At 65.0% G+C, this 26505-nt stretch carries 26 protein-coding genes; 12 read left to right on the forward strand and 14 right to left on the reverse strand.

Features of this window, described 5'->3' with window-relative positions:
• Positions 1–93: 93 nt before the first annotated feature.
• The 4 genes from BKG60_RS06860 to BKG60_RS06875 form a co-directional block, all read right to left on the reverse strand.
• The gene (locus BKG60_RS06860) at positions 94–1593 is read right to left on the reverse strand and encodes a bifunctional aminoglycoside phosphotransferase/ATP-binding protein (protein ID WP_075909431.1); all 1500 of its coding nucleotides are present in this window, start codon (positions 1591–1593) and stop codon (positions 94–96) included.
• Between the two features lie 83 nt (positions 1594–1676).
• Positions 1677–2339, reverse strand: coding sequence for a response regulator transcription factor (locus tag BKG60_RS06865; RefSeq protein WP_075909432.1), 663 nt, complete (start codon positions 2337–2339; stop codon positions 1677–1679).
• Positions 2336–3553, reverse strand: a complete 1218-nt coding sequence (locus BKG60_RS06870; protein WP_075909475.1) for a sensor histidine kinase — start codon at positions 3551–3553, stop codon at positions 2336–2338. Before BKG60_RS06870 ends, BKG60_RS06865 begins: the two co-directional genes overlap by 4 nt.
• A gap of 90 nt (positions 3554–3643) precedes the next feature.
• On the reverse strand, positions 3644–3886 hold the full coding sequence (locus tag BKG60_RS06875) for a hypothetical protein (RefSeq protein WP_075909433.1): 243 nt from the start codon (positions 3884–3886) through the stop codon (positions 3644–3646).
• A 150-nt stretch (positions 3887–4036) separates the two neighbouring features.
• Here BKG60_RS06875 and BKG60_RS06880 point away from each other — a divergent pair, with 150 nt between their 5' ends.
• Positions 4037–4723, forward strand: coding sequence for a TetR/AcrR family transcriptional regulator (locus BKG60_RS06880; protein WP_070944956.1), 687 nt, complete (start codon positions 4037–4039; stop codon positions 4721–4723).
• Between the two features lie 9 nt (positions 4724–4732).
• On the forward strand, positions 4733–5590 hold the full coding sequence (locus tag BKG60_RS06885) for a LysR family transcriptional regulator ArgP (RefSeq protein ID WP_075909434.1): 858 nt from the start codon (positions 4733–4735) through the stop codon (positions 5588–5590).
• A 3-nt stretch (positions 5591–5593) separates the two neighbouring features.
• On the opposite strand, the gene BKG60_RS06890 is transcribed toward BKG60_RS06885, so the two are convergent.
• Both BKG60_RS06890 and BKG60_RS06895 read right to left on the reverse strand, forming a co-directional pair.
• Positions 5594–6175, reverse strand: a complete 582-nt coding sequence (locus BKG60_RS06890; protein WP_070187721.1) for a TetR/AcrR family transcriptional regulator — start codon at positions 6173–6175, stop codon at positions 5594–5596.
• Positions 6176–6188: 13 nt separating this feature from the next.
• The gene (locus BKG60_RS06895) at positions 6189–7133 is read right to left on the reverse strand and encodes an oxygenase MpaB family protein (protein WP_075909435.1); all 945 of its coding nucleotides are present in this window, start codon (positions 7131–7133) and stop codon (positions 6189–6191) included.
• 80 nt (positions 7134–7213) lie between these two features.
• On the opposite strand from BKG60_RS06895, the gene BKG60_RS06900 reads away from it, so the two are divergent.
• Positions 7214–7726, forward strand: a complete 513-nt coding sequence (locus BKG60_RS06900; RefSeq protein ID WP_075909436.1) for an OsmC family protein — start codon at positions 7214–7216, stop codon at positions 7724–7726.
• Here the strand turns inward: BKG60_RS06900 and BKG60_RS06905 are convergent.
• Positions 7671–9368, reverse strand: a complete 1698-nt coding sequence (locus BKG60_RS06905) for a hypothetical protein (protein WP_075909437.1) — start codon at positions 9366–9368, stop codon at positions 7671–7673. The two genes, BKG60_RS06900 and BKG60_RS06905, sit on opposite strands and share 56 nt — an antisense overlap.
• A gap of 42 nt (positions 9369–9410) precedes the next feature.
• The gene (locus BKG60_RS06910) at positions 9411–10475 is read right to left on the reverse strand and encodes an NAD(P)H-dependent amine dehydrogenase family protein (protein WP_075909438.1); all 1065 of its coding nucleotides are present in this window, start codon (positions 10473–10475) and stop codon (positions 9411–9413) included.
• 101 nt (positions 10476–10576) lie between these two features.
• Between BKG60_RS06910 and BKG60_RS06915 the strand changes: the two genes are divergently transcribed.
• From BKG60_RS06915 to BKG60_RS06940, 6 genes are all read left to right on the forward strand, one after another.
• A complete protein-coding gene (locus BKG60_RS06915) occupies positions 10577–11245 on the forward strand; it encodes a TetR/AcrR family transcriptional regulator C-terminal domain-containing protein (protein ID WP_075909439.1) in 669 nt (222 codons plus the stop codon).
• Positions 11246–11361: 116 nt separating this feature from the next.
• On the forward strand, positions 11362–11790 hold the full coding sequence (locus BKG60_RS06920; RefSeq protein ID WP_070187715.1) for an MmpS family transport accessory protein: 429 nt from the start codon (positions 11362–11364) through the stop codon (positions 11788–11790).
• Entirely contained in the window at positions 11787–14675 is a 2889-nt protein-coding gene (locus BKG60_RS06925; RefSeq protein ID WP_070187714.1) for an MMPL/RND family transporter, read from the forward strand. The genes BKG60_RS06920 and BKG60_RS06925 overlap by 4 nt, the downstream gene beginning before the upstream one ends.
• Before the next feature lie 5 nt (positions 14676–14680).
• Positions 14681–15313 (forward strand): TetR/AcrR family transcriptional regulator, encoded by a 633-nt coding sequence (locus tag BKG60_RS06930; protein ID WP_070945052.1) that lies wholly within the window; start codon positions 14681–14683, stop codon positions 15311–15313.
• Positions 15314–15379: 66 nt separating this feature from the next.
• Positions 15380–16234 carry an oxygenase MpaB family protein gene (locus BKG60_RS06935; protein WP_075909440.1) on the forward strand — a complete coding sequence of 285 codons (855 nt, stop codon included), beginning with the start codon at positions 15380–15382 and terminating at the stop codon, positions 16232–16234.
• A 345-nt stretch (positions 16235–16579) separates the two neighbouring features.
• Positions 16580–17053, forward strand: a complete 474-nt coding sequence (locus tag BKG60_RS06940; RefSeq protein ID WP_249383772.1) for a DUF5994 family protein — start codon at positions 16580–16582, stop codon at positions 17051–17053.
• 62 nt (positions 17054–17115) lie between these two features.
• On the opposite strand, the gene BKG60_RS06945 is transcribed toward BKG60_RS06940, so the two are convergent.
• From BKG60_RS06945 to BKG60_RS06955, 3 genes are all read right to left on the reverse strand, one after another.
• Complete coding sequence (locus BKG60_RS06945) at positions 17116–17319, reverse strand: cold-shock protein (RefSeq protein WP_036447055.1); 204 nt, start codon at positions 17317–17319, stop codon at positions 17116–17118.
• 189 nt (positions 17320–17508) lie between these two features.
• A complete protein-coding gene (locus tag BKG60_RS06950; RefSeq protein WP_075909441.1) occupies positions 17509–18471 on the reverse strand; it encodes a DUF808 domain-containing protein in 963 nt (320 codons plus the stop codon).
• 38 nt (positions 18472–18509) lie between these two features.
• Positions 18510–19922: an NCS2 family permease gene (locus tag BKG60_RS06955; RefSeq protein WP_075909442.1), complete on the reverse strand. Its 1413-nt coding sequence runs from the start codon at positions 19920–19922 to the stop codon at positions 18510–18512.
• A 315-nt stretch (positions 19923–20237) separates the two neighbouring features.
• On the opposite strand from BKG60_RS06955, the gene BKG60_RS06960 reads away from it, so the two are divergent.
• From BKG60_RS06960 to BKG60_RS06970, 3 genes are all read left to right on the forward strand, one after another.
• Complete coding sequence (locus BKG60_RS06960) at positions 20238–20855, forward strand: sigma-70 family RNA polymerase sigma factor (protein ID WP_083650260.1); 618 nt, start codon at positions 20238–20240, stop codon at positions 20853–20855.
• Between the two features lie 197 nt (positions 20856–21052).
• Complete coding sequence (locus BKG60_RS06965) at positions 21053–21508, forward strand: MmpS family transport accessory protein (RefSeq protein WP_075909443.1); 456 nt, start codon at positions 21053–21055, stop codon at positions 21506–21508.
• On the forward strand, positions 21505–24414 hold the full coding sequence (locus BKG60_RS06970) for an MMPL/RND family transporter (protein ID WP_075909444.1): 2910 nt from the start codon (positions 21505–21507) through the stop codon (positions 24412–24414). Before BKG60_RS06965 ends, BKG60_RS06970 begins: the two co-directional genes overlap by 4 nt.
• A gap of 127 nt (positions 24415–24541) precedes the next feature.
• Here the strand turns inward: BKG60_RS06970 and BKG60_RS06975 are convergent, their stop codons facing one another.
• Genes BKG60_RS06975 through BKG60_RS06985 form a run of 3 tightly spaced genes read right to left on the reverse strand, consistent with a single transcriptional unit; the run spans position 24542 to position 26407 of the window.
• Positions 24542–25261 (reverse strand): 2OG-Fe(II) oxygenase, encoded by a 720-nt coding sequence (locus tag BKG60_RS06975; protein ID WP_070944945.1) that lies wholly within the window; start codon positions 25259–25261, stop codon positions 24542–24544.
• Positions 25258–25869, reverse strand: coding sequence for a methylated-DNA--[protein]-cysteine S-methyltransferase (locus BKG60_RS06980; RefSeq protein WP_083339253.1), 612 nt, complete (start codon positions 25867–25869; stop codon positions 25258–25260). Before BKG60_RS06980 ends, BKG60_RS06975 begins: the two co-directional genes overlap by 4 nt.
• The gene (locus BKG60_RS06985; RefSeq protein ID WP_070944944.1) at positions 25862–26407 is read right to left on the reverse strand and encodes an RNA polymerase sigma factor; all 546 of its coding nucleotides are present in this window, start codon (positions 26405–26407) and stop codon (positions 25862–25864) included. Before BKG60_RS06985 ends, BKG60_RS06980 begins: the two co-directional genes overlap by 8 nt.
• Between the last annotated feature and the right edge of the window lie 98 nt (positions 26408–26505).

Raw genomic sequence — 26505 nt, forward strand, 5'->3', positions numbered from 1 at the left:
TACTTTACAAGGGCCCACGGACACCTGCGGCTGCCGGGTTTACAGCAACGGCGGGTTTCGTAATGGCTGCCGGGCGTGGGACACCTGCTGCAGTCAGATCGTCGAACAGCAGATCCGCTGAGCTTCGGCGACGGAGTCGGCGAGCGGACGACGCGTGTTGATGAGGTGGGCGTCGGACCAATCGGTACCGCCGGCCGCCAGTCCCTCGGCGATCTGCGGGGTGACGTCCGAGTTGGTGCCCCGCCGTTGCGTGATGCGTTCCTTGGCTTCGTCCAGGGGGACCGTGCAGGCCAATTCCGTTGTCGGACAATGATGTTCTGCGGCGAGGTCGCGGGCCCGCCGTCGGAGCACCGGGTCTCGCCAGGTGCCGTCCAGGATCACCGATCGGCCCCCGGCCAGGGCGGAGCCGGCGTTGCGCAGGACGGCGTCGTACACCGCTGCCACGTTCTCGCTGCTGTAGAGCCCCTCGTTCAGAGTTCCCGCATCGCCGCTGACCAGGCCTTGTTCCTGCAACTCGCGGCGCACGTCGTCGGTGGAGATCACCCGTGCAGACAACTGCTCGGCCAGCGCATGCGCCAATGTGGTCTTGCCGGTGCCGGGGCCACCGCCGATGACGACCAACCGGACGGCGCCTCGGCGAAGGTGTTCGAGGGCAATGTCGAGGTGGTGCCGAGCGTCGGCCTCGGCGCTGTGGTTGCCCTGTTCGACCCTGATGCAGTCGGTCTTGGCGCGAACTCCCGCACGGTAGGCGACGTAGAAATCAACCAGAGCGGCCGGGGCGGTGTCGCCAGAGAGCCGCCGGTACTCGGCGATGAAGTAGTCAGCCAGATCTTTGCGGCCGAGAAATTCCAGGTCCATGGCCAGGCAGGCGGCGTCGTCGATGCAGTCGAGGTGACGCAGGTGGTCATCGAACTCGAGGCAGTCCAGGATCGCCGGGCCCTCGGGCATACAGAAGATGTCGCCGCTCAGCAGGTCGCCATGGCCATCGACGATGCGCCGGTTCGCGATGCGGTCGGCGAACAACGCGGTCCGGCCCTCGATGAACTGGTCCACCAGTCGGCCGATCTCGCTCAGCGATTCCGTGGACACCACAGTTCCGGCGTGCCGGTGCAGTTCCCTGAGGTTGTCGTGCCAGCGGCCGGCAACCGCGGGAACCCCTGCCGCAGTGTCGATGTCCTCCGAACGCTGCGCATCGGCGTGGAACCGCGACACCGCTTGCGCGATCGCCGACAGTTGCTCGAGGACGGGTTCACCGTTGACGACAATTGACGTCAGTCGGCGGGCATCGGGGTATCGGCGCATCACGATCACTGGCTCGGGCGGACCGCCTTGCGGATCCGAGAGGTGTGCGACGCCCAGATAACTGTCGGGCGCCAGTCGCTGGTTCAACCGCACCTCACGGTCACAGACCTGTTCGCGACGCTCGACCGAACTGAAGTCGAGAAAATCGGTCACGACGGGCTTTTTGACCTTGTACGCCCGGTCGCCGACCAAGGCGACGATGCCGGTATGCGTCTCGTGGATCTCTGCCGCGGCACTCGTGGTCTCGGACTCAGCGGTCGGCGCCGGCGCGGGCCAAGCTGAAGTACCCATACCTCATGATGGCCGTGTGTGGACCCGCGGCGGTAGGGCCATAGGTCCTACCTCGCTCTGGTGGGGTACCGCGGCAGGTTCGTTCACTGGGGGCTGACCAGTCCGGTGTCGTACGCATGGATGATCGCGGCGGCGCGGTCACGCAGGTCGAGTTTGATGAAGATGTGGCCGATGTGGCTCTTGACGGTGAGACCGGAGATGCTGAGCTCGTCGGCGATCTCGGCGTTGGAATGCCCTTTGGCGATCAGCTTCAGCACATCGAGTTCGCGGGCGGTGAGGTCGCCGACTGCGGCGCTGCGACGCGGCTCGGCTGACTTGCGGTAGGTGGTGAGCACCCGTGAGGTCACGGCCGGGTCCAGATAACTGTCGCCCTGGGCCACTGCGCGCACCGCCCGGATCAGCTCTTCAGCCGAGGAATCCTTGAGCACGAATCCGCTGGCCCCGGCGCGCAGCGCTCCGGACAGCAACTCGTCGTCGTTGAACGTGGTCAGCGCCAGCACCGGAGGGCCGCCGGACGCGGTCACCTGGCGGGTGGCCTCGATCCCGTCGACGCGTTTCATCCGCAGGTCCATCACCACCACGTCGGGGCGGTACTGGGTGATGGCATCTGGCACCTCGTCGCCGTCGGCGCACTCTGCAACGACCACGAAGCCGTCCTTGCGTCGCAGTATGCGTCGCAGCCCAGAGCGCACCAGATCCTGGTCGTCGACCAGCAGGACCGCCACTTCGGTCACGGGGTCCGTCATGACACCACAGGGCACCATCGGGGCGCCCGGTCGGTGTCGTCCAACGGAATGTTCGTGCGCACCGACCATCCGTCATCGGCCGGGCCGACGCTGATGATCCCGCCGAGCTGCTCGACACGTTGGCGCATACCGCGCACGCCGCGGCCATCGACATCGCGGCCGTTCCTGACGGACAACGCGGGGACCGGGATTCGGTTGGCGACGGTGAGCGACGCCGAAGTGCGTGAGATCCTCAGTAACACTGTGGCTTCCGCATCAGGTGCGTGCTTGGCGATGTTGGCCAGCGACTCCTGGGCGATGCGATACAACGCCAAGCCCACCGCGCCGGAAACCACATCGGTGCGCCCTGTGGCGTCGAAACGCACGGTCAGCCCGGCGCGTACGAAATCGTCGACCAGGCAAGAGATATCGTCGACACCAGGTTCGGGAGCCATGCTCATCGGGGCGCCGTCGAGCAGTCCGACCGTGCGGCGGATGTCCGCCATGGCCTGTCGGCCCAGGCGTTCGGCCTGTTCCAGTGCCTCGACGGCGTCGTCGACATCGCGATCCTGCTGCAACCCGCGACGTGCGCCGGTCACATGCAGCAGGGTCACGCTCAGCGAATGGGCGATCACGTCGTGGACCTCGCGGGCGATACGGCGGCGCTCGTCGGCCGCGGCGTGCCGGGCCTGCGCGGCCTGCGCATCCTGCTGCTGGCGCATGAGCTGCTGCTGAGTGTGCACGAGATAACCTACCAGCCAACCCATTCCGAGGATCCCCAGGTACAGCGGCAGCGCTTCGAGGCGGTGCTGTGCGGCAGCCGCCATCAGCAGTGTGGCCGCGGTCAGCGAGGCCAGGAATCCACCCCACACGCCGACGAGTGAGGCGACTTCGCCGACCATCAGCACCGCGATCAGCGGAGCGAAGTCATTGGATACCGGTGTGGTCGTCGCGAACAGCAACACCGCGGTAGCGGTGGTCCATGTCGCCCAGACAATGGGTGCCTTGAAGTCGACGCCGGACAGGTAGAACAGCGCGAACGGGGCAACGCACACCACGACCGCGAGCAGGCTCGCCGGGAAATCGGCGGTCGGGCGCTGCAGCATGGCCACCACGCCGGCGCCGATCACCGTGGCATCGAACGCCAATACGATGGCCCAGTTGTAGCCCACCGGGAGGGCGTAGCCCCGCCGGCGCACGTGCGCACGGAGGCCGCGCGCGATGCTGCCGAGCATGTTCTGATCGTAGAAGGCGAGGTCGCGGTCATGCCTCCTACTGCGGTGGGATTTTTTGGGGCCGGATTTTCCGGGATCGGACTTCAGCACTCAGAGTCGCCACATTTCGCGCGCCATGGCGGCATCTTCGACGAAGCCTTCACGCAGCGGCGGATAGTACGGCTGTTTCAGATTCGGTCGGGGTACGGCGACCAGTGCGGACCGCACCGCGGTCAGGGCGCGGCCCCAAAGGCTGCCGTCCCGGCGACCCGGCCGGTGCGCGGTTGCCGGCGCGGTCTCCGGCGGGGTGAAAACGGCGTCTTTGGCCGTCCATCCACGGGCGACGCCAGTCACTGAATTCGCTAGGGAAATAGCTGGGGAACGCTGTGCTCGTGTCATGTCTTGACGCTATGAAGAATGCAGGTCAACCCACATCGCGCTGCTGTCCGATCTTGTCCTACGACCGTGGTAGGAGATCTGCACCGACCATAGGACGATCCGGGCGTGAGTGATTACGCTCGTGCTGTGGTCCCGAGCTCGACGCGCAGGCGTGGCCCCCGGCGCGATGTCGACACCCGTGCCCTGATCGTCGACACCGCCGAGCGAATGTTCGCCGAGACGTCGATCGGCGCGGTGGCTTCGCGCGCGGTGGCCCGGGAGGCCGGCGTGGCCAGCCGCGCGGTGGCCTATCACTTTCCGGCCAAGAGGGATCTGGTGCTGGAGGTGGCCCAGCGCCGCGCCCCGACGGTGTTCGCGGCTGTCATCTCCGAACTTGTCCGGGTGGCTCAGTCCGAGAACGAGATTGGCGTCTGTGATGTCGTCGAAGCCCTGATCGCGCCGTACGTCCGTCTGCTCGACGAGGATCCCGTCGGCGGGTTGCGCTGGCTGAAGGTGATGAATCAGCTTGCCCTGGATGAAGATCAGATCTGGCTGGATCAGTTGGCAGGTACACCGAGTCTGCCCGAGCTGTTCTTTGCCGCGGCGGGCCGTGCGATACCTGACATTCAGAGCAGAGAAGGCCAGCAACGCAGCACAATTGCCGTCTTGTCGATGATCGGTGCGCTCGCCAGTTCGGATCTCGCGCTGTACGGACGCCCGCTCGGGCCCGAGGGTTTGGACCGTGGCTGGGTCGACCAGCTCGTCCGGTTCACCGGCAGCGGTTTACTCGGCGATGAGCGCCAACCCGACTAGGATCGCAGCGTGCAGATCGACGGCCAGCAGCTTGCTGCCTTCGCCGCGGTGGTCGAACTGGGGAGCTTCGATGCGGCCGCGCAGCGTCTGCACGTGACTCCGTCCGCGATCAGCCAGCGCATCAAGGCCTTGGAACAGCGTGTCGGTCAGGTGCTCGTTGTTCGCGAAAAGCCTTGCACCCCAACTTCTGCTGGTGTTCCGCTGTTGAGACTGGCGGCGCAGACGGCACTGCTGGAGTCCGAGACCCTTGCCGAGATGGGCGGTGGCTCGGCGCACCGCACCAGGATCGCTCTGGCGGTCAACGCCGATTCGATGGCGACGTGGTTCACCGATGTGTTTGCCCAGGCGGCCGAGTTCTTGTTCGATATCAGGATCGAGGATCAGGACCTCTCGGCTCGGCTGCTGCGGGAGGGTGTCGTGATGGGCGCGGTGACCACCGAGCGACGTCCGGTTCCGGGTTGTCGGGTGCATGCGTTGGGGGCGATGCGCTACGTGCCGGTGGCCAGCGCGGAATACGTGCAGCGTTACCTGCCCGACGGCTTTACTCGCGAGGCCGCGCAGACAGCACCCTCGCTGGCCTGGAACCGCGATGACGCCCTGCAAGATCAATTGGTGCGCAAGGTGTTCCGCAAGGATGTCGTCAGGCCGATTCACTTCATCCCGACCGCAGAGGGGTTCGGTGCCGCGGTACGGGCCGGGTTGGCCTGGGGGATGTATCCCGAGGAATTGGTCGACGACGACTTCGTCCGGATCACCGAGCAGTACCTGGACGTGCCGCTGTACTGGCAATGTTGGAAGCTCGACAGCCGCACGGTCGAGGCCATCACGGCAGCGGTGCGCGATGCGGCGGGACGCCTGCGGGCCTGACCTCTAGTGCACCAGCGGCGCCAAGTGTTTGCGTGCGTAGTCACGGATCGCGGCATCGTCGGTGACGTCCAGTAGCGGGCTGGGCATCTGGGCCAGCGACACCGCGAGTCGGATGTGCAATTCGGACACGGCCAGCAGTTCGGCGTCGGGCATGGTCGCGCCGGCCGCACGAAGTGCCTTGGCCATTGCCGAGGAGGCATGGTGCAGAAAAGCCGGGGCTTGGTCGTAGGCGCCGGCGACCGCGGTGAAGTCGGTGTCCAGGCGCAGGAACCGGCGCATCACGGGTTCGGTGGTCAGCAGTCGCAGCCCTTCGCAGAACGCCGCCACCGCCGCGTCACCGGGGCCCGAATCGATTGCCACGGTGCGCAACCGGTGCATGGCCGAGTCGAAGGTGCGTCGGCCGAGTTCGGTGATCAACGCGTCGCGGGTGGGGAAGCGACGGTACAGCGTCCGACGGCTGACGCCGGCCTGCTTGGCGATGACCTCCAGGCTGGCCCGACCCAGCCCGACGAGCGACACCTCCTCGGCGGCGGCCTTGAGGATGGCGTCTTCCTGCTCGGATTGGCTGGCGTTGCTGCGCGGCATTGATACCAGTGTGTCAGCCCGCTGCCGGACATCCCAGCGGTGCGAACGAATCCAGCGCCACCGACCGGTGCAGACGCACCAGCTTCTCGTATTGCAGCCGGTTGTAGGCCAGCGGAACCAGCAGCAACCGATCGGGCAGCACCCGCCAGGCCAGTTGAAGCAACCGGGTGTACACGGCGAACTCCCGATCGTGCCGGGACTGCCAGCGGAACCCGGTCATCTCCCGGATTCCCGGATGCAGGATGCCGAACGAACACACTTTGATGACGCGGCCGGCGATCGGCCGGACTGCCATCCAGGACGGTGTCAGTGCCAGGCGAATCGGAGCGGGCAGCAGTAGGGTCGGCAACGGCAGCTGGGTGAGTCCGGTAGTGACGCGGCTCAGGAATGGGTTGCCCTGCAACTGGTTTTCCACCATGTCGTCGTAGTACCGGATCGCTTCGGCGTACGTCTGCGGGAGTTTCGCCGAAGCGCCGGGCAACTCGATCGAGCGGAACGCCTCCAGCAGCTGGGCATAGGCCGCCTCTTGTTCCGCGGCGTTCAGCGTGATGCCGGTTGCCGGGGTGAACGAGTGCAGGACGACGAAGATCCCGCTGATGGCGATCCAGTTCCACAACTGCGGGTTCAGCGCGCTGTAGCGGACTTCGGCGAAGTCGTCCTTGCCGTGCCCGCGGACGTCGCGGTGCATGGTCTGTAGGCGGCGCCCCTCGGTCTCACGGTCCTCGGCGTCGCCCCAGATCGCCAGGAATGCGGAGAATCCGCTGCGCACTCCTCGATCGAGAAAGTTGCGTTCGAACCGTCCGCTGCGGTCGACGGCGGCGGCCACCGGTACCAGGGCCACCTCATCGAATGCCGCTGCGCCGAAGGCGCCTCCGAGGATGCTGCCCGAGTGCTTGCGGAAATCTGCCAGTACGTGCGGCCGCGCCACGTCTGTGTCGGCCGGGCTGCCAATGGACATGACACAAAGTCTAGCTATCTGTGCCAACGTGTCAATGGTGGTTCGACAGGAACGTCTTCCCTGGTTGGTATCTTCGCGCCATGGCCAACCGGACGCATCGATACGAGGTCGAGGTGACCTGGACTGGCAACACCGGTTCGGGGACCAGCGGCTACCGCGATTACGCGCGTGACCATGAGGTGAGCGGTGTCGAGACACCCGGGAAGCCGGCGATCCCGGGCAGCGCTGATCCCGCCTTCCGTGGAGACGCGCAGCGGTGGAATCCCGAGGAACTGCTCGTGGTCAGCCTGTCCCAGTGCCACATGCTCTGGTATCCGGCACTTTGCGCAAAAGCGGGCATCGTCGTCACGGCCTACAGCGACCGGCCGCAGGGCACGATGAGCGAAAATGCCGAGGGCAGCGGCATTTTCACCGATGTCACGCTACGACCGCAGGTCACCGTCACCGATGTGGAGCGTGTCGGGGAGGCCACCGAGCTGCATCATGAAGCCCACCGGATGTGCTTCATCGCCAACTCGGTCAACTTTCCGGTGAGCGCTACACCCACCGTGACAGCACCGAACCAGGGATGGATGTCGCCGGGGACGGAATGAATCGGATTGCATTCCACAGGGTTTCGTTCGGTGGCGGACCGGAGTCGATCACCTCTGCGGTGGCGTCACCCCGGTCGCCATCGATGTCGAGCGCATCGCCCGGCTCGGCGTAGATGCCATGGCAGTCACTCAGGCAGCGGCCGGTGGTGGGATCGATGTTGCCGTCGAACATGTCGTTGACCCAACCGGCCATCAGCCACTGCACGGCCGGCGGATTCTGTGGTTGTGGGATGCCGGCAACGAGGTAGGCCGCGGCCTGGATCAGCGGGTTGCCGCCGAGCATGGAATCCATATGGACGCCACCGTCGACGACGACTCCGTTGAACTTTCCTGGCCTGGCGGCCGAGAGATCCTCGTTCACCGTGCTCGTCGAGTTGAACGCGTTCGACGGTGCGCCGATCTCGTAGACCGGCACATAATCGGCGGGGTCGTTGCCGTTGCTGGCCTCCAGTTGCGCGAGGCGCTCCATCGCGTTCGGCAACGTGCCCGAGGGTGGAACCCCGTCCAGCAACACCACTCCGGCCAGATCGTTGGGAGCATCCTGGCCGTCGGCCCGGCGGGTCACCAACCCCTCGGCGTAGTACCCGGCGACCCCGGGCGCGAAGCCCCCGCCGAGCGAGTGCCCGACCAGCACGAACTGCTGCGGCACCAGGTAAGGCTCCCGGCCGGCTTTCAGCGAGGCAGTTGTCATGCTGGCGTTCAACGCATCTCGATCAGAATCTAGGAAGAGCTCGGCGACAGCCTTGTGCATGTTGTCCCCACCGAGCCACATGCCGCCCTCGGCGTATGGGTTGGAGGTGACCGTGGTGACCACGACGACGCTGTTGGTCCGGTCGGCCAGATAGGACGCCGTGTAGCTGTACATCGGACCGGTGGCGATGAATCCGTGCTGCAGGTAGATCAGCCGGTCCGGTTCGCCGTCCGTCGGGAAGTACCAGTCAGCGGCGACCTCGTTGCCCGGGGAGACAACCAGCGTCGAGCTGCCCACCTCAACCGAATCGCGCAACCCGAGAGGCACCACGGGCGGGCCGTCGGCGGCTTGAATCACGGCGCCGATGGTGTTGAAGACCACCGAGCCCACCGTCTCGGACACGCGGGAAGCTAGCTGCGAGATCGCGGCCAGTGGATCGCGGGCGTCAACCGTCGAAGAATCAACTGCCGGAGAATCAACCGCCGGAGGATCAACCGCCGGAGCGTCGACGGTAGACGCGCGACGCTCCTCCACCTTTGTGGTCTGGGGTGTCGGGCGTTCATCGGTCTGTGTGCGGGCCTCGCTGCGTAGCGCGGGAAGTCGATGCCGGGACGCCGGGACGCCCTTCGCTTTCTCGGCCTTCGCTTTCGCGACGGGCCTCCCGGCGGCCTTCTCGACGGCGTCCTCGACGGAACTTCGGAGACGTGAGGCTGTGGCGGCCGTGGTGGCCGTGGTGGCCGGACGACCACTGTGCTTGACACGCGGCTTGGCGCGGGTCCGCACGGATGATGTGGTGCCGCTTGCCTTTTCAGCGCCGGCCGATGACGTCTTTCCCGGCCCGGGATCCGAGCCACCGTCGGTGTCGGCGCCGGCGGATGCGGCGCCGGCGAGCAATGCCGCCGACACCCCGGCAGTCAGCGCACCGGCGCCCACCCATCCAGACACGTGCATCAGAAATCCCCCACCGGTAGGCCGACCGCGAATGGCTGGATGCTAACTCGCAGGTACCACTCCCCGTGGCAGGATCAGCGGCAGATCGTTGTAAGTGACGATGCCGGGCGCGGCATTGACCACCGCGGGGATCGCGTTGATCGGGGGAGTGGCGGTCATGATGTGGCCGAGCACCATGAACTCCTCGAGCGTGGTGGCCTCGAAGTCGGGCGGCGGCAGGAAGCCGACCTTCATGGTCACCGTCGGCCGGCCGGCCACCTCGATGACCCAGCCGTCCTGATCGATCTGCCAATCCGGCTGTAGAGCCTGTCCTTTGCGCCAGCGCAGCGTGAGCTCGACGCGGGTGGTATCCCCGACGATTCCCTTCCAGCTGACGAAAACCCCCGCCACCCCGCCGGCCGGGATGGTCCAGGAGCCGAGGTCGAGATCCTCTGTGGTCTGGGCGTATTCGGCGTCGCAGCGGACTTCGTCGAATTCGATACCGAGCGCGTCACCGATCATGCGCACGGCCTCGCCGAACACCCCGGTGCCGTGGGCTGTCATGGCCTGGAGATCGGGATGGTCGATGGGTTGCCCGAACCCGACCGGCTTCTCGGTTTCGGGTGAGTCGTAGAACGTGGTGTCGGCAGCCTCGTTGACGGTGACCTTGTCCACGCGGTCGCAGATGCCGGCAGCCACGATCGCGAGCTGGTTCACATAGCCTGGGCTGATCCCCGATCCGAACATGGTCGCACCGCCCTTGCGGCACGCCTCGGCGATCCGGTCGCGGCCCTCGCCCTGGTTGTGTCCGGTGATGAAAGAGGCCGTAGCGACGACATTGACTCCGGCCGAAAGGATTTCGACGAGTTCGTCGACGTCGATCCACATCGGGTTGTAGACCACGACGTCGGGTTTGAGGGCGAGCAGTGCCTGCACGTCGTTGGTGGCGGCGACCCCGAGAGGCTCGATGCCGGCCAGTTCGCCGACGTCCTTGCCGGCCTTGTCCGGTGACCACGCGTAGCAGCCGATCAGTTCCAGGTTCGGGTTTCGGGCGATGGCCGCAACCGAACTCTTCCCGACGTTCCCCGTCGTCCACTGGACGACCCGGTGTGGAGAGGTTGGTGACATGCGGCAGCTCCCTTGCTCGGTTTCGGGGCAGTTTTCCACGACCGTGAGAAAAAAGGAAGAGCGGTGCATCGACCGGCCCGCGAACAATTAGGATTGCCGGCGTGACCACCGGAAACGCGCCGCGCCGGGGACGGGGCCGGCCTCCGCGCATCGATCAGGAGCAGATCGTGGCCGCGGCGCGCGCCATGGCGCCGGGCGCGTTGACGATGCAGGCGGTGGCCGACGCTCTCGGGGTGGACCGCACCACGCTGCACTACTACGTCGGCGACCGCGACGGCTTGCTCGAGTTGGTGGTGGCCGATCTGTTCGAGACCGAGTTGCGCTCGATCAAGTTGCCGGAGGGGGCGAGTTGGCAGGAGGTCCTGCGGGCCTACGGCAACGCCATCCGTCAGGGTGTGCTCAAACTGGGTGTGACGGCCACGAGCTTCCAGTTGCGCGGGACGAGCGGGGCGGCCAGCCTCGCGTTGGCGGAACAGGTGCTGCAGGCCCTGACCGACGGCGGTTTCGCTACCGACGACGCCGGGCGGGCGCTCACCCTGGTGTCCGGGCTCGCCATGTCGGCCGCGCACGACGTGCTGGGGTCGGCGGGGTCCCGACTGCACCATCAGACACCCGAGGTGGTGCGGGCCCTGAAAGATCTGCCGTCCAGCGACTTCCCGCTGCTCAGTGGCGTGGTCGCCGACCGCAGCGCCGCCGCCACCTCAGCTCAAGACTTCGACTTCACCCTCGACATCGTGATCGCCGGCCTCGAGCGCTTCCTGGCCAAATAGACGCCGGGTCGTCGCCGAGAACCGGCTCGAGTAAGGTGCTCAGCATCCTCTTAGGCGGAACTTGAGTTCCGTCTGGGTCAATTTGTTGCATAGGGTCAGGTCGGGGAGGCGCAACTGTGTTCCGGTTGCTCAAGAAAGCGTGGATACCGCTCACTTTGGTGGTGGTCGTCGCTCTGGGCGCATACGCGATCGTGCGGATTCGTGAGTCCAACCACCACGAACCGCGGGCGGCAGACGGCTCCGGAATCACAGCGAACTTCAATCCCAAACACATCACCTACGAGGTCACCGGCTCCGGCGGAACCGCCAACCTCAACTACCTCGACGAGAACGGTCAACCGCATCTCATCGAAAACACCACGCTGCCTTGGTCGTTCACGATCGTGACGACGCTGCCGTCGATGTCGGCCAACATCATGGCCCAGGGCGATCGTGACGTGAGCGATCTGCGGTGCCGGGTGACGGTCGATGGCGAGGTCCGTGACGACCGGACGAGTACAGACACAGTCAAACCGTTCATCTACTGCTTGGTGAAATCCGTATGAGCAACGCGCACTCGAAGCCGCACCGCCCGTTCCTGGGCCACATGGTCCGGATCTTCTCGCTGCCGATCATCGTGTTCTGGGTGCTCGTCGTGGTGGCCCTGGGCACCCTTGTACCGTCGCTCGACGCGGTCGCCGAGATGCGGCAAGTTCCGTTGAGCCCGACGAATTCGCCGTCATATCAGGGGATGTTGAACATCGGCAAGGTGTTCCAGCAGTACGACTCCGACTCTTCGGCGATGGTGGTGCTCGAGGGCGACGACAAGCTCGGCGACGAGGCGCACAAGTTCTACGACCAGATCATCGACAAGCTCGAGACCGATCACGAACACGTCCAGAACATCCAGGATTTCTGGAGCGATCCGCTGACCGCCGCCGGTTCGCAGAGCGTCGACGGCAAGTCGGCGTATGTGCAGATCTTCCTCAACGGTTCGCAGGGCACCAGTGCCAGCCATGAGTCGGTGGCCGCGGTACGCGACATCGTCGCATCGGTGCCTGCGCCGCCGGGCATCAAGGCCCACGTCGCCGGCAATACCGTGCTCAACGCAGACACCCAGGTGGCCGGGCATCAAAGCATGGCGACCATGGAGTTGGTGTCGGTCGCCGTCATCATCGTGATGCTGCTGTTCATCTACCGGTCCATCGTGACGATGTTGGTGTCGATGGTCGTCATTGGCCTGGAGCTCTTTGCTGCGCAGGGTATTACGGCGGCGGCCGGGTATGTGAACATCATCGGCCTGACCCCGTACGCGGTGAGCATGGTGACGATGCTGTCCCTGGCGGCTGGAACCGACTACGTGATCTTCCTGTTGGGCCGATATCACGAGGAGCGGTCCAAGGGCCTGGAGAAGGACGACGCGTTCTACGTCGCGTATCACGGTGTTTCGCACGTCATCCTGGGCTCGGGGTTGACCATCGCGGGTGCGTGCATGTGCCTGACCATGACGACGCTGCCGTACTTCCAGACGATGGGTCTGCCGTGCGCCATCGCCATCCTGGTGATCATCGCCGCGGCCCTGAGCTTGGCCCCGGCTGTGCTGACCGTCGCGTCCAAGGTCGGGTTGCTCGATCCGAAACGGGAGCTTTCGACCAGGGGATGGCGCAAGGTCGGTACGTCGGTGGTGCGCTGGCCGATCCCGATCATCTTTGTCACCAGCCTGATTGCCGTGATCGGCTTCGTCAGCCTGCTGACGTATGTGCCGCAGTACAACGACCAGAAGTTCACCCCGGCCGACATGCCGGCCAACTTGGCCATGGGCGTCGCCGACCGGCACTTCTCGCAGGCCCGGATGAACCCGGAACTTTTGATGCTCGAAGCCGATCACGACCTGCGCAACCCGGCCGACATGCTCGTCATCGACCGGGTCGCCAAGGGGGTGGTCCACATGCGCGGCATCGAGCGGGTGCAGACCATCACCCGCCCGTTGGGGTCGCCGATCGAGCACAGCTCCATCCCGTTCCTGCTCGGGGCGCAGAACGCCGCCACGCTGCAGGGCGCGAAGTTCAACAACGACAACTCGGCGCAAATGCTCGAGCAGGCCGACGAGATGAGCCAGACCGTCGCCAGCATGGAGCGTATGTACACCCTGATGTCGGAGTTGACCGACACCACGCACAGCATGGTGGGCCGGACGCACGAGATGGTGGACGCCACCAAGGAAATGCGCGACCATCTGGCTGATTTCGACGACTTCTTCCGGCCGTTGCGTAACTACCTGTACTGGGAGCCGCACTGCTTCGACATCCCGGTCTGCCAGTCGATGCGGTCGATCTTCGACACCCTCGACGGCATCGACAAACTCACTGACGAAATGCAAGGTCTCACAATCGATATGGACCGCATGGATCAGCTGATGCCGCAGATGTTGCCGGTGCTGCGTTCGACGATCGATTCGATGTCGCGGATGCGCGATTTCATGATCGCCACGCACAGCACCATGGCCGGTACCCAGGCTCAGCAGCAGGAACTGGCCAAGGGTGCCACCGAGATCGGTTTGTACTTCGATCAGGCCAAGAACGACGACTTCTTCTACCTGCCGCCTGATGTGTTCGACAACCCCGACTTCGAACGGGGGCTGAAGATGTTCGTCTCACCGGACGGTCACGCGGTCCGCTACATCATCACCCACCAGGGTGACCCCGCCTCGGTGGAGGGCATCTCGCACGTTCGCGACCTCAAAGGCGTTGTCGCCGACGCGGTCAAGGGCACCCCGCTGGCCAACGCGAAGGTGTCACTGGCCGGTACCGCCTCGATGTATGCCGACATGCAGGACGGGGTGAAAACGGACTTGATGATCGCGATCATCGCGTCGATGATCCTGATCTTCTCGATCATGTTGATCATCACCCGAAGTGTGGTGGCGGCATTGGTGATCGTCGGCACCGTGGCCGCCTCTCTGGGGACCGCGTGCGGGCTTTCGGTGTTGCTGTGGCAGGACATCCTCGGCCTCGGCGTGCAGTGGATCGTGATCCCGTTGTCGATGGTGATCCTGCTGGCCGTCGGTTCGGACTACAACCTGCTTGTGGTGTCGCGACTCCGGGAGGAGATCCACGCCGGGCTCAACACCGGCATCATCCGGGCTGTCGGTGCCACCGGTCGTGTCGTCACCGCGGCCGGGCTGGTGTTCGCCTTCACTATGGCGTCGATGATCGTCAGCGACCTGCGCGTGATCGGGCAGCTCGGTACGACCATCGGTATAGGTCTGGTCGTCGACACGTTGATCGTGCGCTCGTTCATGACCCCGTCCATCGCCGCGGCGCTGGGACGCTGGTTCTGGTGGCCGCTCAACACCTTTGAGATCACCAGGCGGGGCCGCCTGGAGCGCGAACGAAAGGCGGCGGGCGATGACGCTGACGCCACGGCCCCGATATCGGCGACTACGGAGTGACCGCGATGACCGGCCGTGAGGATGCGCCGGATGCAGAGTCGAAGCTGCGCCGGCGTACCGACGGTCGGCTGGATCGATCGCGGGACGCGGCCATCCTCGACGCGGCGCTGGCGGCCTTGGCGGAGAACGGCTACGTCAACACCAACATGAACGACATCGCCGCACGCGCCGGTGTCGGTAAGGCCGCGATCTATCGCCGGTGGTCGTCGAAGGCCGCGCTGATCACCGACGCACTGGTGTATTGGCGGCCCGACCTGCTCGATGACGATGCGCCCGACACCGGCAGTCTGGAAGGCGATTTCGACGAACTCGTACGCCGTGCGGTGCGCAACGACGAAGAGCACTTTTCCTACGACCTGGTATTGCAGGCCGCGGTCGAGGCCACGCACGATCCGCATCTTGCCTCGGCCCTCGATGATCTGATGCTGCTCAAAGGCAGGCGGGTGGTCAACGCCATCCTGCAGCAGGCCGCAGCTCGCGGTGAGCTGTCACGCGACCGGGACTGGTCGCTGGTCGCCGACGTGATGACCGGAATGTCTCTGATGCGGGTGATCAGCGGGCAGAGCATCGACGCGAAGTTCATCCGGGACGTCATCGATACGTTGATCCTGCCCGCGGTGCGCTCATCCAACGGGTGACGTTGCGATTTCACACTACGTGCGCCACCATGATCTGCGAACATTGGTTTCCAGATAGGGGCGGGTATGGGGCCGAGCGCGCAGCGGCTGTCTCGCAGCGAGATGGACGAGCTCGACTGCCGGTTCTTTGCCAGGTCGCTGTTGTCCATGGGGCAGACCATGAGCACCGCAAACGTGATCATGCAGTTGGCCAACCCGGCAGTCGGCTATGGAGTGGCCCATAGCAAGGTGGAGGGCGGCCGCCTGGACCGCCATCCGATCAAACGGGCGCGCACCACGGCCTCATATCTGGCTGTCGCAGTATTCGGAAACGCCGAGGACCGTCGCCGATACCGCCAGGCGGTCAACCGCCAACACGCACAGGTTCGTTCTGACGGGGATAGTCCGGTGCAGTACAACGCGATGGACCCTGACCTGCAGCTGTGGGTCGCGGCTTGCCTGTTCTTCGGCTGGGAGGACATCTATCAACGCGTCCACGGGCCGCTTGCCGGTGCCGAGCGTGAGGAGTTCTACCAGCAGGGGAAGGTATGCGGCACGACGCTGCAAATGCCGGCCGAGATGTGGCCGCCGGATCGTGATGCGTTCACTCGCTACTGGGATGACCAGGTGGCAAAGGTCCAGGTCAGCGATGAGGTGCGGGGATTTCTGCTCGGCATCGCCAACTTCGGTTATGCACACCCGCTGATTCAGGCGCGGTTCGGGCCGGTCAAATATCGTCGCACCATCGGGTACCTCCCGCCGGCGTTCCGCGAAGCGATGCGGGTGCCGTGGACGGATGAGGATCAACACTGGTTCGACGGTTATGTGGCACAGCACGTCGCACGCGAGCGACGCAAGCCGCTCTGGCTGTCGCAGTTGGGTTTCCGGGCATTGCTATGGGACGTTCGAGCCCGGTACCGGCTCGGGCGGCCGCTGGTTTGACACCGGGTCCAAGGCGCGAGGGGCCACCGGGTGTAGATTTGTGTCTAGACCGGATACATCTGAGTGCCAACCGCGATGGGCGGATTACTTCGATGGCGGCGGTCAGCCAGTGATTCACAATCGCTCGGTAATCCATACCAGTGCGGTAGTCCCGCACCTCTCAAGGACACTCTTCATGGAAACGTCCGAACTGTTTTCACACCGCGAGCAGCACGATTCTGCTCCGGCCGGCGTGTTGTCGGCTGAACCGGCAGAGACGCTGGTTTTCTCGGATCGACCGACGGATCGACTCGCGCCCCGCGCCGATGCGCAGTCATCGTGAATGGCCTCAACGGGACGCGGCGGATGGCCAGTCCGGTCCGGCTCGCCCTCGCCCGGCACTTGGGCTCGGATATCGACGGAGCGTGGTGGCCGCACACCGGGTCGGTGGCAAACGAGCTGCCCGATCTCGTCGGAGTCCTTCATCGATCGCTCGGGGAAGTCGTTGACATTCGAGTGAATTGGTCGGCCGCCGAGGGGCAGCTCGACTTGGACTCCATCGTTCCCGGCACGCGGGGGCCGACCGGGATGAAGCTGAGCCGCCCTCGTTTGATGATGGTGGCGGGCCGGGACGTATGCGTGAAACTTCTTGTCGTTCCGTCCAAGACGTCTGTTGGTCTCGGTGCTCTGGTGATGCGTTGCGCTGCGGCGATGCCGGTGGGGGAAGCGGAACGACGTACACCGGCATATGACACCGCTGACCGTGTACTGCGTGTCGCGCAACTCGAATCTGCGCGCTGGCTCGGGCATCTGAAGGATCCGACGGAAGCGCCGGTGTGAAATGCAAAATGGGCTGGTACGAAATTAATCCGTACCAGCCCATGATCAGGTTTTAGCGCGGTTTAGACCGCGGTGACTCCTACTGCCTGGGGGCCCTTGGCTCCCTGGGTGATCTCGAACTCGACGCGCTGGTTCTCTTCCAGCGACCGGAAACCACTGCCGGTGATCTCGGAGTAGTGGACGAAGACGTCGGGGGCGCCGCCGTCAGGGGCGATGAAGCCGAAGCCCTTTTCGCCGTTAAACCATTTCACAGTTCCCTGTGCCATATTCTGCTTCTCTCATTGTTCAAACCGGACGTACGAAACGCGTCCACGCCCAGTATGGCACGTTGAAAGACATTGACCTAAAAAGTCTTTGCGCCGGCGCATTTCGCGCCCGCGGCGGGTTTCTCCCTCTGCGGCTGCTGCCTCGCTGAGAATTGCGGCCCCGCAGGGGAAATCGGCGCTGAACAAACGTCACGCAGCTGCGTTGTGCTCGCCCTTCTTGCCGAACGGCAGCACATGCATGATCCCCACCACAACGGTCCCGACCACCAGGCCGATGACCGCCGATGCGACGGTGTTGGTCACCCAGGCCAGCACGCCGCCAAACGTGTCGCCCACGGCGTGATGCACGGCCTCTTCGGCGTGGTGGACCAGGCCGTAGAGGGTGTGCCAGCCGAGGGTGTCGGTGCCGACCAGCAAGATATGCCCGCCGACCCAGAGCATGGCCACTGTGCCGACCGTCGACAGCGCCGAGAGCAGCTTGGGCATCCCGGCGACCAGGCCGCGGCCGATCGTCTGGGCCACCTTCGATGAACGCTGGGCCAGCAGCACGCCGATGTCATCCATCTTCACGATGCCGGCCACCACGCCATAGACCGCGGCGGTGATCACGAGCGCGACGATCACCAGAATGATCAGACGGGGCCAGAAAGTCTGATCGGCCACCTCGTTGAGGGCGATCACCATGATTTCGGCGGACAGGATGAAGTCGGTGCGGATCGCGCCGGTGATCATGTACTTCTCGGCATCGCCGCCGATTGCGGCTGCGGGCGCACCAGCGGAGTCGTGTGCACCGTGACCGAGGAAGCGGCCCCAGACCTTCTCGGCGCCTTCGAAACAGAGGTAGGTGGCACCGAGCATCAGGATCGGGGTCAGCAACCCAGGCGCGAACTGGCTGAGCAACAGCGCCGCGGGCAGGATGAACAGGATCTTGTTGCGCAGCGAGCCGATCGCAATGCGCTTGACCACCGGAAGCTCGCGATCGGCGGCGATGCCGTGGACATATTGCGGTGTCACCGCGGTGTCGTCGATCACGACGCCGGCGGCCTTGGCGGTGGCTCGGCCCGTGGCCGCACCGATGTCGTCGATCGATGCTGCCGCCAGCCGGGCCAGTGCGGCAACGTCGTCGAGCAAACCTAACAGGCCAGCGCTCACCGGCGGGTCCTCTCCATGACTGAGAAGGCTACCGGCAGTCACATCCCGATGAGCGATTCAATCCAGCCGCGGGCGAAGTAGAGGATGAAGCCGGCGGCCACGATCCACAGCAGCGGGCTGACCTCGCGGGCCTTTCCCGCAGCCGACCGCAGCACGGCCCAGGCCACGAAGCCGACACCGATGCCGTTGGCGATCGAGTAGCTGAACGCCATCGTGGCCACGGTGAGCACCACGGGCAGGGCCACCGAGAACTCCGAGAGATCGATGTGTCGCAGCTGCGACACCATCATGGCGCCGACGATCACCAGGGCTGCCGCGGCGACCTCGGTGGGCACGATCGAGGCCAGCGGGGCAACGAACATGGCCGCCAGGAACAGCACGCCGGTGATGAGGTTGGCGAACCCGGTGCGCGAGCCTTCCTCGATGCCGGCGCCGGATTCGATGAAGACGGTGTTCGACGATGCCGACGAGGAGCCGCCGACGACCGCGCCCGCGCCTTCGACGATCAAGGCCGACTTCAGCCGCGGGAAATTGCCCTGGGCGTCGGACAATCCGGCTTCCCGGGACAGCCCCGTCATGGTCCCCATGGCGTCGAAGAAATTGGCGAACACCAACGTGAACACCACCATGATCGCGGCCAGTGCCCCGATCCGGCTGAAGGCGCCGAGGCTGACTTCCCCGACGAGAGACAGGTCGGGCAGCGCGAACGGTGAACCGGACAGGGTCGGCACCGACAGACCCCAACCGCCGTGCTTCTCCTGCGCCGAACCCAGGTGCCAGATCGCCTCGACGATCACGGCGACTACGGTGCCCGTCACCAGACCGATCAGAATGCCGCCACGGACTTTGCGGGCCACCAAGATGCCGGTGACCAGAAGGGTGAATACGAAGACCACCGTGGGCACCGTGTCGATCGAGCCGACGCCGCCGGTGCCGAGCCCGACCGGTGGTGAGGGCATGCCGGTCGAGCCGACGAATCCGGCGTCGACCAGCCCGATGAAGAGAATGAACAGTCCGATGCCCGCGGTGATTGCCAGTTTGAGTTGCATCGGGACGGCGTCGAACACCAGACGGCGGAACCCGCTGGCCGCCAGCGCCACGATGATGAGACCGTCGATGACCACCAGGCCCATGGCCTCGGGCCAGGTGACCGTGCCCACCACGGTGGTGGCAAGAAATGAGTTGATGCCCAGACCGGCGGCGAACGCGAACGGCAATCGGGCGATGATGCCGAACAGGATGGTCATCACGCCTGCCGCCAGACATGTGGTGGCCGAGACCTGTGCGAATTGCAGCTTGTTTCCGTCGACGTCGGCGGTGGCGGAGAGGACCACGGGGTTCAGCACGATGATGTAGGCCATCGCGATGAAGGTGACCACACCTCCACGGATCTCGGACAGGACCGTCGAACCACGCGTCGAGATCTCGAAGAAGCGATCCACTCGATTCATAACCGATGAGCCTAAGGCGGCAGCGGCCCAGTTTCCCGGCGTATCGTCCAACGCGGTCGGGGCGATCTTCTTTGCGGTCAATTACCAGATGTTGAACGGCAACAGCCGCAATGACATTGGTGCCGAAAAATGGTTTGACCTCAACTTGGGTTGAGGTGTCATGCTGCGTACATGACAGATCGACGTGACCACTGCGGCCTGGAAAACCGCTCGGAACCTGGGGGTTATCCCCCTGGGTCTGGGGTTCGTCGACGGATAGCTTCGGCTGGTGAGTGTCTGAGGCAAGCGATATGAGCAGTGGCAGGAGCGGGGGCCATGCCGATGAGCACTGGTGTGCAGATGAGTTCTGACGAATGTCGCGGCGAACGATTCGAGCGTGACGCGTTGCCGTTGGTGGACCAGCTTTACGCCGCCGCGCGTCGGTACACCCGCAACGCTGCTGATGCCGAGGATCTCGTCCAGGAGACAATGACCAAGGCGTACAGCAGTTTTCACACCTACCGTGACGGAACGAACATCCGCGCCTGGCTGTTCCGGATCCTGACCAACACGTGGATCAACTCGTACCGCACTGCGCAGCGTCGCCCGCAGGAGGTCTTCGCGGACGAACTCACGGATGCGCAGCTGGCGGACGTGGCGCAGCGGTTCCCGCTCGGTGTGGTCTCGGCCGAACTCGCGGCGCTGGAATCGATGGGTGATGACGACGTGCGTCAGGCCATGCGGGCGTTGCCGGAATCGCAGGGCGTGGTCGTGTACTACGCCGACGTTGCGGGATTCCGCTACAAGGAGATCGCCGAGATCCTGCAGATTCCGGTGGGGACGGTGATGTCCCGGCTGCACCGGGGCCGTCGTGCCTTGCGTTCGCGCCTGGTCGAAATGGCAGTTGCCCGTGGCTATCTCGATCGCCCGTCGCGCGACGGCACGGCTGCCTAGGAGCGCCGCCCGGCTGTCCACCAAAGGCGGTGTGCAGGAACCGAACAGCAAGTTCACAGAAAAGCGGTCTGCGGTTGTGGGCCCGGCCAGGGCGTGTAAAGTTCCATCCCGATGTACATAGTTATTCGAACTAATTCGTCGATCGCCGGGGCGAGTCATCGCCGTCGGCGGGTTCGGGTAATCGTCGGGAGGTACCGGTGAGTCCTGGTCGGGCTGTTCGTCGTGCGTTGAAATATGCGTGGATCCCGTTGGTGTTGGTGGTCGTACTCGCCGTGTCTGGCCTGGTGGTCTCACGACTACACCGGATGTTCGGCTCCGAAGATCTCAACGCGAACGCCGGCGCGGGCATCGAGATCGTCCAGTTCAACCCCAAGGTGGTCTTGTACGAGGTGTACGGACCACCCGGAACCTCCGCCGACATCAGCTATTTCGATCCGGACGCCCATGTGCACTCGGTGAACGCCCCGCTGCCCTGGTCCGTCACCTTGTCCACCACGTTGCCGACCGTCAGCGCGAACCTGATGGCGCGCAGCGACAGTGAAAACAGCGGCGACCACATCGGGTGCCGTGTGACCGTCAACGGCATTGTCCGCGAGGAGCAATCCGCCAATGGTGTCAACGCCCAGACCTACTGCCTGGTGAAGTCCGCATGACCACATCCGCCACCTCGCCCGAGTCCACCGGCAAGCCGAAGCGCCCTGTCTTCCCGCACCTGCTCCGCATTCTGGCGTGGCCGATCATCCTGGTCTGGATCGCGATCGCGGTCGTGGTGAATGTGATCGCCCCGCAACTCGAGGTCGTCGGCGAATTGCACGCCGCACCGATGGCGCCCGAGGACGCCCCGTCGATGCAGGCGATGAAGTTGATGGGCGCCAACTTCGAGGAGTTCAACTCCAACAGCACGATCATGGTCGTCATCGAGGGCCAGCAGCCGCTGGGCCCGGACGCGCACCAGTACTACGACGAGATCATCCACAAACTGCAGCAGGATCCCGAGCACATCCAGCACATCCAGGACTTCTGGGGTGACACACTGACCGCGGCCGGCGCGCAGAGCGCCGACGGCAAAGCGTCCTACGTGATGATCAACCTCGCCGGAGAGCAAGGCATGACGCTCGCCAACGAGGGCGTCGAAGCCGTCCGCAAGGTCATCGAGGAGACGAAGGCTCCGCCGGGGGTGCAGGCGCACGTTGCCGGGCCTGCGGCGCTGACCAACGACATGCACGTCATCGGCAACGCGAGCCTGGCCGAGATCACCCTGATCACCCTGGTCGCCATCGCAGTCATGCTGCTGGTGGTCTATCGCTCGATCAGGACCACGCTGATCCAGTTGTTCCTGACGTTCCTGGCACTGCTGACCGCCCGCGGCGTGGTGTCCGTGCTGGCGATGCACGATGTGTTCGGGTTGACCACCTTCGCGGGCAACATCCTGACCATGCTGGCGATCGCCGCCGCCACCGACTACGGCATCTTCATCTTCGGCCGGTATCGCGAAGACCGCGGCATGGGCCTGGACCGGGATGACTCCTACTACGCGACCTTCAAATCGGTGGCGCCCGTCATCGTGGGTTCCGGTCTGACCATCGCCGGAGCGACCTATTGCCTCAGCTTCGCGCGATTGCCCTACTTCTCCACCATGGGTGCCCCCGTCGCGATCGGCATGGTCGTGGTCGTTGTCATCTCGGTCACGCTCGGCCCGGCGGTGCTCTACCTCGGTAGCCGCGTCGGGCTGTACGAGTCCAAGCGTCCCCCGCAGAGCAAGTTCTGGCGCAAGGTCGGCACCGCGGTGGTGCGTTGGCCCGCACCGATTTTCGTGACCAGCCTGTTCGTCGTCCTGATCGGGGTGGTGGCCATCCCCGGGTACAAGCCGGCCTACAACGACCGGTACTACCTGCCCGAGGACGCCCCGGTGAACGTCGGTTTCGCCGCTGCCGACCGGCACTTCTCCCAGGCCAGGATGAACCCCGACATCCTGATGGTCGAGTCCACCCATGACATGCGCAATCCTGCCGACATGCTTGTGCTGAACAAGATTTCGAGCAATGTGATGCACGCCGACGGTATCGCGATGGTGCAGAGCATCACCCGGCCGCTGGGAATCCCGATCCAGCACAGCTCGATTCCGTTCCAGACCAGTATCTCGGGGCAGACCAGCAATATGAATCTGCCGTTCCAGCGCAAGCAACTCGAAGACCAGCTTCGGATGATCGACGCGACCAATACCTCGATCGACATCATGAAGAGGCAATACCAGCTCTCGCTCGAACAGACCCAGCTCACTCAGGACTCCGCGGCCAAGTCGCAGGAATTGCTCGAGGTCACCAAGAAGATGCGCGACAACATCGCGAACTTCGACGATCAGTTCCGGCCCATGCGCAACTACTTCTACTGGGAACCGCACTGCTTCGACATCCCGATGTGCTCCGCGGCGCGTTCGGTCTTCGATGCCCTCGACGGGATCGATGAACTGACCGACAAGACCTCGGCGGTACAGGTCAACACCGACGAACTGGCCGACCTCGCACCGAAATTGACTGCGCTACTGCCGCAGACGATCGCGTCGATGGAAACCAGCCGGGACCTGTCGCTCGCGTCGTACAACTCGCAGAAGGCCCTGATCGACCAGATGCAGGCGATGAACGACACCGCGCTGTCGATGGGCGCGGCCTTCGACGACGCCAAGAACGACGACCTGTTCTATCTGCCCCCGGAAGCCTTCACGAACCCCGATTTCGAGCGCGGCCTGAAGATGTTCCTGTCGCCGGACGGCAAGTCCGCCCGCATGTTCATCACCCACCAGACCGACCCGGCGACGGTGGACGGGATCGCACGAGTCGAGTTCGAGCGCAAGGCCGCGCAGGAGGCCCTGAAGATGTCGTCACTGTCGGATGCCAAGATCTATCTCGGCGGTGTCGCGGCGACATACAAGGACATGTCCGACGGCGCCCGCTACGACCTGATGATCGCGGTGGTGTCGGCGCTGACGCTGATTTTCATGATCATGCTCATCCTGACGCGCAGTGCGGTGGCCGCGTTGACCATCGTGGCGACGGCCGGCAGCTCGATCGCCGCGTCGTTCGGCATCTCCGTGTTGCTCTGGCAAGACCTGTTCGGGATGCCGGTGCACTGGTTGGTCATGTTGATGTCGGTGATCATCCTGCTGGCGGTTGGATCGGACTACAACCTGCTGCTGGTGTCCCGGTTCCAGGACGAGATCCACGCGGGCCTCAAGACCGGCATCATCCGGTCCATGGCCGGCACCGGCGGCGTCGTCACCTCGGCCGGTCTGGTGTTCGCGGCGACGATGGCCGGCATGATGGCGAGCAACCTGATCGTGCTGGCCCAGATGGGCTCGACCATTGCCATCGGCCTGCTGATCGACACCTTCATCGTGCGGTCACTGCTGATGCCATCGATCGCGACTCTGCTGGGCCGGTGGTTCTGGTGGCCGCAGGTGGTTTATCCCCGCGGGGACAACCACTTCCGCAAGCCGGCACCGCGACGGGTGCCTCGCGAGGATGACGACGACACCGCGGCCATTCCGGTGCCTACGAGTTAGCTCTCGGTCGGTCCGGCAGCCCTGGAGCCACTTATGTCTAGGATTGCTGCCAGTATGTGGCTGCGATCCTAGACATAGAGCATGGCTTGTCAATGTGAATGCTGTTGTGGCAGGCCGCAATAGCCCGTCATGCCGCGTCGTGGAACACCAGGCCCAGGGTGAATCTGGTCCCGGAACGGACGGTGGAGACACCGTGGCGGATCGGGGCCGCCGACCATCCCCGCACCGACTTGGCCGGTCGGTCGCGGGTGGTGAACACCAGTCCGTGCCCGTGGGGGATGACGGTGGCGGTACCGCGCGATTGCGCGCGGGGCCGTTGTTCGTAGAGCAGGAACTCGCCACCGGTGTAGTCGACGTCGGGCTGGGTCAGGTTGACCACCACCTGCAGTGGGAAGATCAACTCGCCGTAGAGGTCGCGGTGCAGCGCATTCCAGTCGCCGGCAACATATCTCAGCAGGATCGCCGTCGTCTTGGTCTGACCCGCCGCGTGGCACAGCCGCAGCCAGTCGTCGAAGTCGTCGGGCCACGGTGCCTCCCGGCCGAGCCGGGTCCACCACATGCGGGCGATCGGCAGCAGGTGTGGGTACAGCGCGCGCTTCAGTGCGGTCACCGCCGGCGGGTAGGGCTGCCGGAAGTAGCGGTACTGGCCTTCGCCGAACCGGTAGCGGCTCATGTCGATGGTCGAGCGGAACCGGGCCACATCGGGGTAGAGCGCGACGATGTCGGCGGCCTCCGACGGAGTCAAGAGCGGCCCGGTCAACGCGCATCCCGTGGTGTCGAGTTCGTCGCCGACGGCGCTCCAGTCGGTGGCGTCCACCCGCCGCTGCCAGGAGTCGGTGCCGCTCATGCCGCGGCCTCCAGGTCGAGCAGCAGGCGCTTGGCCTCCGCGCCGCCGAGGTAGCCGCCCATCGCGCCGTCGCTGCGGACCACGCGGTGGCAGGGGATGACAACGGGGAGAGGGTTTTTCGCGCAAGCCGTCCCGACGGCGCGCACTGCCTTGGGGCTGCCGGCCAGCGCCGCGACGGTCGCGTAGCTGGCGGTCTGCCCGTAGTCGATATCGGGCAGGTGATGCAGAACCGTGCTGCGGAATCCGGCCGCGAGACGCCAGTCCAGCGGCAGGTCGAAGCTGCGTCGGGTCCGGGCGAAGTACTCGTCGAGTTCCCGGGCCACCGAGTCGAGGCGGGCGGGGGCGTGCAGGACGCGCGGGCTCACCGCATCGGCGAGGTGCTGCAGCACGGTGTCGTGGTCTTCGCGGGCGTAGGCGACGCGAACCAGGCCCTGCTCGGTGGCCGCCAGCAGCAGTGGCCCGACCGGGCTGTCGACGATGCGGTAGGCGATGTCGAGGAGACCCTCATGCTGGGCCGCGGCCGCGAGCCTGTCGTGCAGTGCGGCCAACTTGCCGGGGCCGGGTTGGGTGATTCGGGTCAGGTCCCCGGTGATGCTGTGGTTACTCATGGGTGGCTCCCTTCCTAGGAGTGCCGATCTCGGCCAGGTAGGTGCGGCGCAGTGCGGCGATGCCGTCGCTGGAGGCGCGGCGGGCGGCCGCAGCGCTGCCGCCGAGGATTTCGGCGATTTCGTCGTAGGGCAGGCCGGCCAGGTAGTGGTAGGCGACGGCGTGTTTCTGCTTGTGCGGAAGCTGGTCCACCGCCGCGGCCAGGTCGGTGAAGTTCCCGGTGCCGTGGGTGGTCGGTGTTTCCGGGACGATGTCCGTCGGAACGGGTTGGCGCGTCCGGGTCCGGGTGATGTCGATGGCTTTGCGGTGCGCGACGGTGACCAGCCAGGCTTCGAAATTGGTGTCCGCGGGGAGGTCGGGGTAGGCCTTCAGCGCCGCCAGGAACGTCTCCGACCAGGCGTCATCGGCGTCGTGTACGCCGACGATGGCGCAACAGACCCGAAAGACGGTGGGGCCGTGGTCGCGCACCACGGTCTCGAACGGCGGTTTGGCATTCACACCCTGTAGACGCTCCGTGGTCGAGTTTTGTGAGGTCTCCATCGTGAGCGATTTATGTCGGGGATGTCGCGTGAACTGGCCATCGAGCCAGACGGTCAGCGGCCATCATCTTTACAAATGAGCGTGTGAGTGTCACGGTG

It is taken from the genome of Mycobacterium syngnathidarum (assembly GCF_001942625.1).
Lineage (GTDB): Bacteria > Actinomycetota > Actinomycetes > Mycobacteriales > Mycobacteriaceae > Mycobacterium > Mycobacterium syngnathidarum.

What these genes read in the sequence shown, in the direction of transcription:
- BKG60_RS06860 (WP_075909431.1), bottom strand. Translation starts at nt 1,593, where the DNA reads ATGGGTACTTCAGCTTGGCCCGCGCCGGCGCCGACCGCTGAGTCCGAG.
- BKG60_RS06865 (WP_075909432.1), bottom strand. Translation starts at nt 2,339, where the DNA reads ATGACGGACCCCGTGACCGAAGTGGCGGTCCTGCTGGTCGACGACCAG.
- BKG60_RS06870 (WP_075909475.1), bottom strand. Translation starts at nt 3,553, where the DNA reads ATGCTCGGCAGCATCGCGCGCGGCCTCCGTGCGCACGTGCGCCGGCGG.
- BKG60_RS06890 (WP_070187721.1), bottom strand. Translation starts at nt 6,175, where the DNA reads ATGCCGCGCAGCAACGCCAGCCAATCCGAGCAGGAAGACGCCATCCTC.
- BKG60_RS06895 (WP_075909435.1), bottom strand. Translation starts at nt 7,133, where the DNA reads ATGTCCATTGGCAGCCCGGCCGACACAGACGTGGCGCGGCCGCACGTA.
- BKG60_RS06900 (WP_075909436.1), top strand. Translation starts at nt 7,214, where the DNA reads ATGGCCAACCGGACGCATCGATACGAGGTCGAGGTGACCTGGACTGGC.
- BKG60_RS06905 (WP_075909437.1), bottom strand. Translation starts at nt 9,368, where the DNA reads ATGCACGTGTCTGGATGGGTGGGCGCCGGTGCGCTGACTGCCGGGGTG.
- BKG60_RS06910 (WP_075909438.1), bottom strand. Translation starts at nt 10,475, where the DNA reads ATGTCACCAACCTCTCCACACCGGGTCGTCCAGTGGACGACGGGGAAC.
- BKG60_RS06925 (WP_070187714.1), top strand. Translation starts at nt 11,787, where the DNA reads ATGAGCAACGCGCACTCGAAGCCGCACCGCCCGTTCCTGGGCCACATG.
- BKG60_RS06930 (WP_070945052.1), top strand. Translation starts at nt 14,681, where the DNA reads ATGACCGGCCGTGAGGATGCGCCGGATGCAGAGTCGAAGCTGCGCCGG.
- BKG60_RS06935 (WP_075909440.1), top strand. Translation starts at nt 15,380, where the DNA reads ATGGGGCCGAGCGCGCAGCGGCTGTCTCGCAGCGAGATGGACGAGCTC.
- BKG60_RS06940 (WP_249383772.1), top strand. Translation starts at nt 16,580, where the DNA reads ATGGCCAGTCCGGTCCGGCTCGCCCTCGCCCGGCACTTGGGCTCGGAT.
- BKG60_RS06945 (WP_036447055.1), bottom strand. Translation starts at nt 17,319, where the DNA reads ATGGCACAGGGAACTGTGAAATGGTTTAACGGCGAAAAGGGCTTCGGC.
- BKG60_RS06955 (WP_075909442.1), bottom strand. Translation starts at nt 19,922, where the DNA reads ATGAATCGAGTGGATCGCTTCTTCGAGATCTCGACGCGTGGTTCGACG.
- BKG60_RS06960 (WP_083650260.1), top strand. Translation starts at nt 20,238, where the DNA reads ATGCCGATGAGCACTGGTGTGCAGATGAGTTCTGACGAATGTCGCGGC.
- BKG60_RS06970 (WP_075909444.1), top strand. Translation starts at nt 21,505, where the DNA reads ATGACCACATCCGCCACCTCGCCCGAGTCCACCGGCAAGCCGAAGCGC.
- BKG60_RS06975 (WP_070944945.1), bottom strand. Translation starts at nt 25,261, where the DNA reads ATGAGCGGCACCGACTCCTGGCAGCGGCGGGTGGACGCCACCGACTGG.
- BKG60_RS06980 (WP_083339253.1), bottom strand. Translation starts at nt 25,869, where the DNA reads ATGAGTAACCACAGCATCACCGGGGACCTGACCCGAATCACCCAACCC.
- BKG60_RS06985 (WP_070944944.1), bottom strand. Translation starts at nt 26,407, where the DNA reads ATGGAGACCTCACAAAACTCGACCACGGAGCGTCTACAGGGTGTGAAT.